Genomic DNA, 12,653 nt, shown 5'->3' on the forward strand with positions numbered 1-12,653 from the left:
GCGCGCAGCGCCGGAGACCAGCGAGCCCGAAGGGCGAAGCTAATCCTCTGGGGCAAGCCCGCAACGCGGGCTTGTTGAACTCCCCGCACCTCCAATCCGAAAGACCAGCTCTACCCAGCCAGGGTGGCCTTTTTGGTATTTAACCGCCGCCGAGGTTTCCGTTAGGCCTCGTTCGAGCCGGAGGCGCGCAGCGCCGGAGACCAGCGAGCCCGAAGGGCGAAGCTAATCCTCTGGGGCAAGCCCGCAACGCGGGCTTGTTGGACTCCCCGCATCTCCATCCGAAAGACCAACGCCCGGCTCACACCAGGCTGTGCACCACGCTGTGGCTCCCCGCCTCGCTGAATTCGGTGCTGTCGATATTGTCGATGAAGTGCCAGTCCGCCTGCACCTGCTCCCGGTTGAATGTCAGCGCCATAAAGCCGCGCTGGTGCAGGTTGCAGTACTGCAGGTCATCGATCAGGACCGACATACCCCGGGCCAATTCCGCCGCGGATTTTTCGTCCAGCTTCAGGTAGCTCTCCATCCCCGGCGAAGTAACGCTGGGTGTGGCGAACTCCAGGCCCACCAGCTTGCCACTATCGTCGGTCAGGTGATTGCACCACGCATTGTGGGTATCCCCCGCCACCACCACCAGGTTCTTGCTCTGCGCCGCCACATGGCGGTAAAGCGCCTCGCGCTCCACCGCGTAGCCATCCCAGGCATCCAGGTTGTAGGGCACCACCTGCGCCAGGCGCGCGCGCTGAGCCTCGGTCAACGGCTGGCCCTGCAGGCTGGCGGCCTTCAGCTGCACCAGCTCCGGGGTAGGGTCTTCCTTTTTACCCTGGCTATAGAAGCTCATCATGACTTCAGCCGGCAGGTGCATCTTGCCCATCAACACCTGCTGGCCCAGCAGCTGCCAGTGGCCTTTGGCCTGTGCCAGTGTCTCGGCCAGCCAGTTGCGCTGGGTGGGGCCGAGCAGGGTGCGGTCCGGGTTCGCCAGTGCGGCACCGAAGGCACGCCCGTCAAAGCTGCCGTCCTCGCCCAGGTAGCCGGCGAAATCCAGCTGCTGGTCGCGGCCGATCACGCGGGTATCCAGCATGTGCAGGTCCAGCAGGTCGCCGAACTGGAAGCTGCGGTAAATCTGCGGTTTGCTCTCGCCCATGGGCGGGCGGATCGGCAGCCACTCGTAATAGGCCTGGATGGCCGCGGCGCGGCGCTCGAAGAAGTCGCCCTCTTCCGCGCTGTGGTTCTCCGCCCCTTCTTTCCAGGTATCGTTGGCCACCTCGTGGTCGTCCCACACGGCGATAAACGGCGCAGCCGCGTGCAGCGCCTGCAACCCGGCATCGGTGCGGTAGAGGGCATAGCGCTTGCGGTAATCCGCCAGGTTAAGGATCTCGCCGCTGTTGTCAGCCGGCAGCGCGCGGCCAATCTCCGCAGAGCGCTCGGTGGCATAGCCGTCGGCCGCATACTCGTAGATGTAATCCCCCAGGTGCAGGACCGCATCCCAGTCTTCCCGCTGCGCCGCCAGGGCGTACGCATTGAAATAACCGGCGGGGTAATTGGAGCAGGAGAACACTGCCAGTTTCACCTGCTCCACGCTGCCGGTGGGCAGGGTTTTGGTGCGGCCCACCGGGCTCTGCTCACTGGCGCCGACAAACCGGTAATAGTAGCGGGTATCCGGCTCCAGTCCCTGCACATCGATCTTGACGGTGTAATCGCGTCGCGGACCGGTCTCCACGCTACCCCGGCGCAGCACATCGGTGAAATCGTTGTCCCTGGCCAGTTCCCAGGTGACCTTGACCGGATCCTGCGCGCCGTGGCCTGTTGCTGGTACGGCGCGGGTCCACAGGATCACCGCGTCCTGCAGCGGGTCACCACTGGCCACTCCGTGCGGGAAGCTGGCCTCTGAGGGCAGCTCTGGCCGGGTCATGGCCTGCAGGGGAGTGGATACCAGCACGCCGCCACTGGCGGCGAGCGCGGCTTTGATAAAATTGCGTCTAGTCAGTCTGCTCACGGCTGCCCTCTTCTGGTTATTGGTTGTGGCTAGCTACCCTATTCGCCAAGTATGACAGCCCCGCTAAAGTCCCGTGAAGCGAGGTGCCGGCCTTTTTGTTAGTCTGGCTCCAGAAGTCCGCAATCTGGATCCAGCCATGAAACCCCTCGCATTCCTCTCCCCACTGTCCCTGCCCACCCTGGTGCTGGTCCTTACCGGCTGCGGGCCGGAACAGTTCGGCGGCGGGACCGCCCTGCCGGACGGCGCCGTCTATTCCGGAAATATGGAAAACGGCCTGTTCCACGGCCAGGGGGAACTCAACTGGCCGGACGGCCGCCACTACCAGGGCACGTTCAGCCTGGGCCAGATGAGCGGCCAGGGGCGAATGGTGTTCGCGGATGGCTGCATCTATGAGGGAGAGTTCCGGGAGGGCGATTTCCATGGCAGTGGCCACTACGCTTGCGGCGATGCGGTGTGGGAAGGCGAGTTCCGGCAGGGAGAGCTGGTAAAGGGCTCGGTGTCATCGGCCAGCGGCGACACCTACGAGGGCGAGTTCCAGGATTTCACCCCTCACGGCCAGGGGCACCGCACCACGGCCGATGGTGCTGACTACGAGGGCACCTTTGAATACGGCTATATGGTGCAGGGCAACTACCGGGATGAAGCGGGTTACCGCTACGAGGGCGAGTTTCAATACACCTACTATAACGGCGAGGGCGAGCTGACCCGGCCGGACGGCACCATCATCCGCGCCAACTTCGAATACGGCGAGGCCAATGGCGAGGGCGTGCGCATCCGCGAGGGTGACGAGGGCCAGCGACTTGAAGAACAGGGTTATTTTGTCTCCGGCCGTTACTACCCCAGTAAACAGGCCTGGCAACAGAGCTCCCGCCAGCAGGCCGCGGCGATGGAATCCCGCCTGTATTCCGAAGCGGAGCGCCTGCAGGCCGCCCACGCCGCGCTGGCCCCACAGCGGCCCGGCGTGCGTGACATCTACACGCTGGTGGTGGGCGGCGACGGTACCGAGGGTGTGTTCGCCCGCGAGGTGGACTGGGTCGCAGGGCGGCTGGCCACCGTGTTCGATATTGAAGGCCGCCACCTGCGCCTCACCAACGGAGGCGGCGGTGAGCTGCCCATGGCCACCCGTACCAGTATCCGCAGTAGCCTGGAAAAACTGGATTCAATCCTCGATCCCCAGGAGGACCTGCTGCTGGTGCATTTTGTCAGCCACGGGGACGAAAACGGGGACCTGGTGCTGGCTGAGCACAACCTGTCATTGAACGACCTCTCCGTCGCGGACGGCAGCAAATGGCTGGACGGGCTCGAGGCGGAGTACCAGTGGGTAATCGTTTCCGCGTGCTACTCCGGCCAGTGGCAAGAGGCCCTGGCCGGGCCCAACCGCGTGGTATTCACGTCCGCCGCCGCCGACCGCACCTCGTTCGGGTGCAGCGACGATTCCGAGCGCACCTGGTTCAGCGCGGCATTGTACGGCGACGCACTGGCAGTGGGGCCCCACGATCCCGCCGCCTGGTTCGCGGCGGCGAACCGGCGGGTTACTGAAATGGAAAAGGAACAGGGAATCACCGGGGATGAGCACTCGATGCCGCAGCATTCCATCGGCGAGCGGTTCCTGCAGTGGTGGCAAGCGCAGGCCAGGTGAGCTTGCACCGGCCTTCATCCACTCAGGGCACTGTGTGCTCAGCGGCCAAAAGGCCGCTGTAGGAAACCAGGGAGCCGAGCACAGGCAGGGAAAACTCCACATGAAAGCGATACTTCCCTGCTTCAACGAGCTTGTAAGCCCGGGATTCGGGAACAAGCCAGCGCGGGATCGGCAGCCCCATGAATTTCACTTTGAGACAGCGCCAGAACCAACCGCCATCGATAATATCCACCGTCAACTGCATGGAGAGCGGCCCGGTTTCCTCAATCCAGTAGCCGTTCCCGATTTTTCCCACCGGCCTGAAAAGGGAGTGGACCCGGTTCGTTTCATTAAAACTGCGGTGCCAGTACAGGCCATCAGCACCGTGTGAAATATCGACGGCCAGCCTGTGGGAACCCGGTTCCGGCAAGCGCATTTTCTTCGCAAGGCGCCGGCCAATCACGCCGGCAAGCCCGCTACCGCGGGACAGCGTCACGTCACCAACAAGCCTCCCACCATTGGTATGCAACTGCTGGAGAGTTGGATGCAGGTCAGCGAAGTGGTATCCAAACCAGTCTTTCACTATGGTGCTGGTCATTGGGGCTCCGGGAGGCGCAATACAGTTATCTGCCTGCGCGTAGTTGATACCGTGATTCTCTCGGATGCTGCCAGCGGAGTAAACTGGAAAGACGGAACCCTGGGTGTTCCGGGAGGTCCCAGTAAGTTGACCGCGAGAACCTGTACCCAACCACTATGACCCGACACCTGCAACGCACCGCCAAATATACCTTCTGGATCGGCAGCGGATTTGTAGCCGTGACCGTGTTGATGGTCCTGGCCCTGCGCTGGATTAATCCCGCTTCCTCGGCGGTTATCTCGGCCTGGGAGCGGGAGAGCGGACGGGTGGCAGCGCACCAGTGGCGATCGCTGGAACAGATTTCCCCCAACCTGCAGATGGCCGTGATCGCGGCGGAGGACCAGAAATTCCCGCACCACTTCGGCTTTGATTTTGCCTCCATGATGAAGGCCCTCAAGGAGGATCGCGGCCGTATCCGCGGTGCCAGCACCATTACCCAGCAGACCGCCAAGAACCTGTTCCTGTGGAACGGGCGCAGCTATGTGCGCAAGGCGCTGGAAGCCTGGTTCACCCTGCTGATGGAAATCCTCTGGCCCAAGGAGCGGATCCTGGAGGTCTACCTGAATATCGCCGAGTTCGGCGAGGGGGTTTACGGCGCCCAGGCGGCGGCAATGAATTTCTTCGGCGCCTCCGCCAGGAATATCAATCGCTGGCAGGCCGGGCGGCTTGCAGCAGTGCTGCCAAGCCCCAAACGGATGTCCGCACGCAACCCCTCAAGCTACGTGCGCAACCGCGCCTACACCATCGACCGGCAGGTGCGGCAGCTGGGCGGGACGGGTTACCTGGGACAGCTCTGAGCAATAACCTTACTCACTCATCCCCACCTTCAGCACCACCTTGCCAACCGACTTACCGCTGCGCAGGCACTCGATCGCTTCATGTGCTTCCTCGAAACAAAACTCGTGACCCACGTGAGGCGCCGGTAATCCCAGGCCTGCGCTGCCCTCCAGTAGCCGGTCGAACAGTGCCTGTTCCTGCCACAGCCAGATCAGGTTGAAGGCCATTACCGAGCGGTTGCTACTGATCATATCCATCACGTCGTAGCGCGGCCGCTTCAGGTACAGCCAGGCGGCCTTCAGCCAGTTGGGCCTGTCGCCCGGGGTAAACTCGGCGGCCCCGAACACCACCAGCCGTCCGGTGGGCGCCAGCGCCCTGAAGGACTGTTTCTGTATCTCACCGCCGATGCCGTCCAGCACCGCATGCAGCGGCCGGCCGGCCAGTTGCGCCTGCAGCTGCGCGCCGAAGTCGTCACCGCGCACGATAATCTCGTGAAAACCCAGCCCCGCCAGGAATGCGCGCTTGCTGTCCGAGCTGACGGTGCCGATAGGTACGGCGCCCACCTGCTGCAGCATGCGCATGGCCTGCAGGCCCACGCCGCCGGCGGCGCTGTGCACCAGCACCAGCTGGCCCGGTTGCACGGCGCCCAGGTCGGTCAACGCATAGAAGGCGGTAAGGCTCTGTACCGGGAAGGCGGCCCCCTCGGCGAACGACCAGCCCTCGGGCATCCGCCGGCAGTGCTGCGGCGGTACATCCACACTGGTGGCGTAGCCGCCGAAGCGGATGCAGCCGTAGACCCGGTCTCCCACGGCAAGGTCGGTCTCAGCCGCGGCACCCAATTCGCTCACTATCCCACTGAATTCCAGCCCCGGGACAAAACTCCCCTCGGGTGTCGCCGAGTAGAGGCCGGTAAGCGCGAAGATGTCGGCGAAGTTCAGGCCCACGGCCTTCACCTCCACCCGGATTTTATCGGCGCCCAGAGGTTGCAGCGGTTCCTCCACCAGCTGCAGGTTACTGATGGCTCCGGCCTTGCGCGTGCGCCAGGCACGCCGGGATTGACTCATGAATACCAACCTTCCAATTCCGCGGTGAGAGAAATCAGGGTAACCGTATGGAGGTCTTGCGGCCAGAATCCAGGGTCGCTGCCAGCAGGAGTGACGCCACGATTGGTCGGTCATTGTGGCAGCCGGCCGCTTGCCGATCGTGACCGGTATGCGAGCCAGCTGCAGGGCAGGAGGAAATAACAGGAGGGCTGATAAACGGGACCGCTATTCTTCGGTGCTTTCCATGTCCGCTTCAGTTGCGGGCTCCGGGGCTTCGGCAGCCTCATCCACCGCTTCGATGCCGTCCGTGCTTCCCTGTTGTTCCATGGCCGCCTGCAGGAACACCCGCATCAGGTTATCCTTGAGTTGCTGTCGATGGGCGGCACGGAGTTTTTTCAGGTGCGCGGATTCACCTGGCACCCGCAGCCTCGGCAGCACCTCGCCGACAAACTCATCACCATCCCACGGCACCGTCGCCTCGCTGTCAAAACTGCTCCGGACCTTGATGAACTTATCCCGGTCGATAAACAGGTACACATTGGAAAAATAGCGCCCCCCGTTATTGGTCTCGAATTCGAATGAGGCCTTGAGTCCCTGCAACTGCCCATCACCGGAAGGAACCGTATGCGGCTCCACTTCGTGGGCACTGCGCGAGCGGTAATAGCCAAGTTCCGTCGCCCGGTCTATCTCGGCAAATACCCGCTCCATCTCCTGCTCCAGCAGGGGACCGGTATCTTTCCAGTCGAAGTGGTTGACCGGATAGATGAACAAGTCCAGGTTGTCGGAAGGATACTGCTTGTTAACGTAGTCGTAGAGCACGCCGAGCATCGGCTCGTCAAAGACTTCGGTATCAGTCTGGACAAAGTGCTCGGTCTCGGCAGGTGCCACCTCCGTCGCCGTGTAATCGGTGGCATCCGCAGGCCTCGCAGGCTGGCGAGAATCGACAGAGGCACAGGCGGCAATGGCCGCTGTGCAGAGCAGGAGGAAGGGTTTCCTGAGCATCACAGGGTTCTCCAGGGTTGCGGTCATTATTGATCTTTTCGTGCACGACCACATACCGGCGACGGCAGCTGGAAAAGTCACGGCCAGCAGGAACCGGCCCGAACTTGCGATTCCGTCATACCACAATACCGGCTTTACTCGCATCCGCACAAGCAGCAGCCCGTGGGAAAATTTCGAACTCGGTCGCAATGGCTGCCCTGGCCAGCCGGTCGTGCCCGGGGTTTGTCGTCGCTGGCGCCATGCTGTATAACCATACAGCTCCCGTGCGGTTGCCGGTCAGCTGCCCCAGCCGACCTCACCCGCTTCTGCAACACCACCGCTGGCAACGATCCCTGAGCAATCTGCAGGCCCCATGAGCGAACCCGTCGAACTGGCACCGGACTACTACCTCAGCAACTTCCGCGCCCTGGTGGATTTTGTGATGGCGCGGTATGAGAGGCTGCTGTCGGAAGGGGAGCGAAGCTTTTACCGGGATTTCTGCGCGCTGGCAGTCGACAGCCAGCGGCTCTACGTGCGGCTGCTGTCACGCAAGGGGGTGCCATCCTCCCGCGGCGCCCTGTTCCGGCTGGGCAAGCTGGCCTATGCCGAGATCACCGACCTGCCCGGCGCCGCCGACCAGCTGGTGGAAGCCGGCCTGTTGTTGCGCGACCCGTCGCTGCCGCCTGAAGAGATACTGCCCCTGTTCACCAAGGCGGAGCTGCTGCAGGGCACCCCCAACGCCCTGCCAAAAGCCCTCAAACGCCCGGACCTGGAACAGGCCCTGCTGGAGCAGGAAGCCGAAACTCCGGTTTTGCGGGATGCGCTGCTCGCAAGGGAAACCCTGCTGGCGGTGCAGGCGGCGGAACATTTCGAGACCTTCAAGCTGTGCTTCTTCGGCAACCTGAACCAGGACCTCACCGACTATGTGCTACGGGACCTGGGGCTGTCCCGCTACGAGGCCTACCCGCTGGACCGGGAGCACCTGCCGTTCCGGGACCGGGCGCAGGTCGACCGGCACCTGCGCTATTACGAATGCCTGGCGCAGCTGGAGGAAACCCTGGAGGGGAGTGCCGATGACATTCTGGCACTGGCGGAACAGTTGCCTGATGGTATCGACGGCGATGCCACCCTGCACCGGCGGCTCGACCGCCTGCGCCTGACCCTGGCCCGGCAGCTGGAGCGGCTCGACGCCCTGGAGGCCGCCGACCAACTGTACCGACGTTGCAGCCGGCCACCGGCACGGGAGCGGCGCGCACGCATCGCGGTCAAGCGCGACGATATCGAATCCGGCCTGGCACTGTGCCGGGAAATCCTCGACACGCCCCACAACGAGGCCGAGCAGGTGTTCGCCGAGAGTTTCGGCTACCGCACCGCCAAAAAGGCCCGGCGCCTGGACGGCTGGGAAGCACCGGCCCGGCACCAGCCGCCCACGGACACCGTCACCCTGCCCCGGCTACCCGAACGGGTGGAGCTGCTGGCGGCGGCGCACCTGGAACAGGGCGCGACGGATCACCAGTGCTTCTGGGTGGAAAACACCCTGTTCAACGGGATACTGGGGCTCTACGTATGGGACATCCTCTTCAGCCCCGTGCCCGGAGCCTTCTTCAATCCCTTCCAGGTGGCGCCCAGCGACTTCCGCACCCCGGATTTTTACCCGCAGCGCCGGGCGGCGTTCGAACAGCGGCTGGCAGAGCTGGACACTGACACGCTGGCGGAGCGGGTGTGGCAGCAGTACCGGGCCAAATGGGGTATCGCCAATCCCCTGGTGGGCTGGGAGGGCCTGCCGGAAGAATTGCTGGCACTGGCCCTGGAACGCATCCCCGCCGACCACTGGCGGGTGCTGTTCCGGCGCCTGCTGGGGGATATCTCCCACCACCGCAACGGCCTGCCGGACCTGGTACTGTTCCCGGCGGAAGGTGGTTACGAACTGGTGGAAGTGAAGGGCCCCGGCGACCGCCTGCAACAGAACCAGCAGCGCTGGCTCTCGTTCTTCGCCCGCCACCGGATCCCGCACCGGGTATTGCATGTGGAGTGGGCGCCGGCATGAGCGAAGCAACGGCAGACAACGCACTCCGCAGCGACAGTGAGCAGTCACCAACCTCGGACGGAACTCCGACGCTGCAAGTCCCGGTGGGCGAACTGGTGGCATTCAGCTGCCGCACGGGCGACCTGGTGGGCGATAGCAGCGGCGGCCCCACCGCCCAGGAGGGCATCCGCGCGCACCAGAAACTGCAGAAGAAGCGTCCGAAAGGCAGCGAGGCTGAATACCGTTTACAGGTGGGACTGGAGATCGACGGGCACTCAGTGGTGCTGGGCGGCCGCGTGGATATCCTGCACCCGCCGGCAGACCTGCATACACTGGTGCAACTGGATGAGATCAAGACCACGTACCTGCCCCCGGAACAACTGCCGGAGTCGGTACGCCAGCTGCACTGGGCCCAACTGAAAATCTACGGCTACTGTTACCTGTTGCAGCAACAGGCCGAAACCGGAGTGCCGGTTACCGGCCAGTCCCGCGTGGCGCTGCAGATGTTGTGGCACAACCTGAAGGACCGGAATACTTACCCGGAACTGCAGGAATTTACCTGGCCCGAGCTGGAAGGTTTCTCCCTTACGGCCCTCAGGCACTACCTGCAGTGGCACCGTGACTGGCAGGCACACCGGGCGCGGGTGCAGGAATCGGCCCGCGCCCTTCCGTTCCCCTTCCCCGGCTATCGCCCGGGCCAGCGCGAGCTGGCGGTCGCCGCCTACCGCTGCCTGCGTGACGGCGGCGAGCTGGTGGTGGAGGCACCCACCGGCATCGGCAAAACGATCAGCACCCTGTTCCCGGCCATCAAGGCGGTGGGTGAACAGCAGGTGGACCAGCTGGTATACCTCACCGCAAAAAATTCCGGCCGGCAGGTAGTACGGGAAACTGCAGCGCGGCTGCATGAAAAAGGCCTGCAACTCTCCGTGCTGGAAATCCAGGCGCGGGACAAAACCTGTGCCTGCAGCCTGGGCCTGTGCAGCCGGGATGCCGATGGTATCTGCCCGCGCACCCGTGGCTTTTACGACCGCCTGCCAGAGGCCCGAAATGCCCTGCTGGGCCAGCCGCTACTGACACCGGATACCGTCGCCAGAGTGGCAGACCGGCTGCAACTGTGCCCATTTGAACTGTCGCTGCAAATGCTGCCCTGGGCGGACCTGGTGGTGTGCGACTTCAATTATGTGTTCGACCCGCTGGTGCACATGCACAGCCTGCAGGACCAGTCCCGGCGCCGCGCTTTATTAGTGGACGAGTCGCACAACCTGATCGACCGGGCGCGATCCATGTACAGCGCGCGCATCACCCGCAGCGACAGCCGCCGCGCGGCCGCCGCCTGCAAGGGCAGCCACCCGACCCTGCGGCGCGCCATCCAGGGCCTGGTGCGGTCGCTGGACAAGTGGATCGCCGAACGACGGGAAGCCGGCACCCATACCGCACAGTCCCGGGACCGGAATCGCAATAGCGAGTTGTGGATAACCCCGCTTGTGGATAACGAGGCTGACAGCGTCGAGCCCTACCCGGCTGCGGTCAGCCGCGCGGCGCACAAGGTGATGGCGGTGGTTAACCAGCTGTGGGAGCGCGCCCAGGCTCCGCCGGAGGAGATCGGCGAGTGGCTGCGCGCCCTCCATCGCTTTGTGACCATTGAACAGCTGCTGGGGCAACAGCACCGCTGCCTCACCCGTGCGGAAAACCCGGACGCCCCGTGGCGCGAGCAGGAAGTGAAGCTGCTGTGCCTGAATGCTGCCGGATACCTGCAGCAGACATACCGGCAGTTCCACGCGGTCCTCACCTTTTCCGCCACGTTGCGGCCCGCCGGCTATATCTACGGGCAGCTGGGACTGCAGGCGGAGTCCCCCTACCTCGCACTGCCCTCGCCATTCCGGTCGGAACAACTGGGTGTGTACCTGTGCCCGTATGTGGATACCCGCTACCAGGCCCGCGAGCGGGCCACCGATGCCCTGGTGGATATGATCGCCCGGGTGTATGCCGGCCGGCCCGGCAACTACCTGGTGTTTTTCCCGTCGTACCGTTTTATGCAGCAGGTGGCGGCGCGTTTTGGCGAACAGTTCCCGGAGATAGAGGTCGTCCAGCAGTCACCGGGCGCCGGCGAGCAGGAACGCGCCGCGTTCCTGGAACATTTCACCGGCGGCCGCCGCAGCCTGGGCTTTGCCATTATGGGCGGAGTGTTCGGTGAGGGGGTGGATTACGTCGGCGAACAGCTGGTGGGCACCATCGTGGTGGGTGTGGGCCTGCCGCAGGTGAATGCGGAGCAGGAGCTGTTGCGGCGGGCCGCTGAAACCGGTGACGTCGCCGGCAACGGCTTCGATATCGCCTACCGCTACCCGGGGCTGACCCGGGTGCTGCAGACCGCCGGGCGGGTGATCCGCACCGAGTCAGACCGGGGTGTGGTGATCCTGGCGGACTACCGTTTTGCGGATCCATTTTACCGCAGCCTGTACCCAGGACACTGGCAGCTGCAGACCTGCGACAGTGGCGAATCGCTGTCGCGGAGCCTGCGGGATTTCTGGCACGCGGCACCCGGCGAGCAGGGCCCGGCCAATCAATTTTCCGGAGTATAAGCGCAACCGATGGTACTCAACCGACAGTTCTACCGCCGCAGCCCCATTCGCCGGGAACAGGCCACCATCAGTTTTACCGACGTGCGGAAACGCTTCGGTTTCCGCTCCATCAGTATCGGTCGCTGGGTGACGCAGGCGGAGCGGGATCGCGCTGCCGGTCTTTTCTATGACGCCCTGGTGGACCTGATGGCGATACTGCAGGGACCGGAACTGCTGGTGTCCCTGCGCGGCACCCTCTCCTTCCAGTACGGCACCGGTGGCCGCCCGGGGATATCCGCCCACTATGAACCCGCGGCGCGCACGTTCGCGCTGGCCAAGAACGCCGGCCCCGGCGCCATCGCCCACGAATGGTTCCACGCCCTTGACCACTACCTTACCGACAAGGCATTCAGCGATGCCCCCGGGCGCATGTTCGCCTCGGAAGCCTGGCTCCGCGACGCCACGCCGGTGGTCCATCCGCTCAACGAGCGCCTGTTTGCCTGCTTCCGCACCATCATGCTCGACGAGGCCGGCGAGCAGCCGAGCGAGATGTTCCGAGCATCGAAAACCGTGGACAAGGCCAATGGCTGTGTCTATTACGCCGACCCGGCAGAAATGTGCGCGCGCGCTTTCGAGGCATTTGTGCAGGACGCCCGCATCAGCAACAACTTCCTGGTGGCGGGCACCAAGGCTACCGACGAGGCAAAACTCGGGCTGTATCCCACCGGCGAGCACCGGCAGCGAATCAACAGGGCGTTCAGTGAATATTTTCGCTATCTGGGCGGGGCGCTGCGGGCGAGTATGAAGCGGGAACAGTCACAATCCAACGCCTCCGATGCCTGAGACGATCATGACTGCACGGGAGAAATTCAACCGGAATGAGAAGCCAGCCAAAGACTGACTGCTACTTTCCCAGCACTCCAGTAATGGAGCCATCATAATGGTGATACTGGTTTGAGTCCGACAGGAATCGCTCTAAAGAAGGGAAGACAACCAGTGCGGCCAGGCTAATCGGGCAAC

Annotated in this window: 9 protein-coding genes; 5 read left to right on the forward strand and 4 right to left on the reverse strand. The window is 63.8% G+C overall.

Features of this window, described 5'->3' with window-relative positions; all coding sequences use genetic code 11:
* Positions 1-298: 298 nt before the first annotated feature.
* Positions 299-1,993 (reverse strand): alkaline phosphatase D family protein, encoded by a 1,695-nt coding sequence (locus tag LVD11_RS14720; RefSeq protein ID WP_237060264.1) that lies wholly within the window; start codon positions 1,991-1,993, stop codon positions 299-301.
* A 136-nt stretch (positions 1,994-2,129) separates the two neighbouring features.
* On the opposite strand from LVD11_RS14720, the gene LVD11_RS14725 reads away from it, so the two are divergent.
* Complete coding sequence (locus LVD11_RS14725; protein ID WP_237060265.1) at positions 2,130-3,632, forward strand: C13 family peptidase; 1,503 nt, start codon at positions 2,130-2,132, stop codon at positions 3,630-3,632.
* 22 nt (positions 3,633-3,654) lie between these two features.
* Here the strand turns inward: LVD11_RS14725 and LVD11_RS14730 are convergent, their stop codons facing one another.
* Positions 3,655-4,209, reverse strand: coding sequence for a DUF4166 domain-containing protein (locus tag LVD11_RS14730; protein ID WP_237060266.1), 555 nt, complete (start codon positions 4,207-4,209; stop codon positions 3,655-3,657).
* 155 nt (positions 4,210-4,364) lie between these two features.
* Between LVD11_RS14730 and mtgA the strand changes: the two genes are divergently transcribed.
* Positions 4,365-5,045: a monofunctional biosynthetic peptidoglycan transglycosylase gene (gene mtgA, locus LVD11_RS14735; protein WP_237060267.1), complete on the forward strand. Its 681-nt coding sequence runs from the start codon at positions 4,365-4,367 to the stop codon at positions 5,043-5,045.
* Between the two features lie 9 nt (positions 5,046-5,054).
* On the opposite strand, the gene LVD11_RS14740 is transcribed toward mtgA, so the two are convergent.
* Together LVD11_RS14740 and LVD11_RS14745 are read right to left on the reverse strand one after the other, a co-directional pair.
* On the reverse strand, positions 5,055-6,089 hold the full coding sequence (locus LVD11_RS14740) for a zinc-binding dehydrogenase (protein WP_237060268.1): 1,035 nt from the start codon (positions 6,087-6,089) through the stop codon (positions 5,055-5,057).
* A 204-nt stretch (positions 6,090-6,293) separates the two neighbouring features.
* Complete coding sequence (locus tag LVD11_RS14745; protein WP_237060269.1) at positions 6,294-7,097, reverse strand: hypothetical protein; 804 nt, start codon at positions 7,095-7,097, stop codon at positions 6,294-6,296.
* A 325-nt stretch (positions 7,098-7,422) separates the two neighbouring features.
* Here LVD11_RS14745 and LVD11_RS14750 point away from each other — a divergent pair, with 325 nt between their 5' ends.
* The 3 genes from LVD11_RS14750 to LVD11_RS14760 are packed head-to-tail and all read left to right on the forward strand — an operon-like array spanning position 7,423 to position 12,476.
* Positions 7,423-9,096: a VRR-NUC domain-containing protein gene (locus LVD11_RS14750; protein WP_237060270.1), complete on the forward strand. Its 1,674-nt coding sequence runs from the start codon at positions 7,423-7,425 to the stop codon at positions 9,094-9,096.
* Positions 9,093-11,654, forward strand: a complete 2,562-nt coding sequence (locus LVD11_RS14755) for an ATP-dependent DNA helicase (RefSeq protein WP_237060271.1) — start codon at positions 9,093-9,095, stop codon at positions 11,652-11,654. Before LVD11_RS14750 ends, LVD11_RS14755 begins: the two co-directional genes overlap by 4 nt.
* 9 nt (positions 11,655-11,663) lie before the next feature.
* Positions 11,664-12,476, forward strand: coding sequence for a CLCA_X family protein (locus LVD11_RS14760; protein ID WP_237060272.1), 813 nt, complete (start codon positions 11,664-11,666; stop codon positions 12,474-12,476).
* The last annotated feature ends 177 nt before the right edge of the window (positions 12,477-12,653 follow it).

It is taken from the genome of Microbulbifer sediminum (assembly GCF_021729035.1).
GTDB classification, from domain to species: Bacteria; Pseudomonadota; Gammaproteobacteria; order Pseudomonadales; family Cellvibrionaceae; genus Microbulbifer; species Microbulbifer sediminum.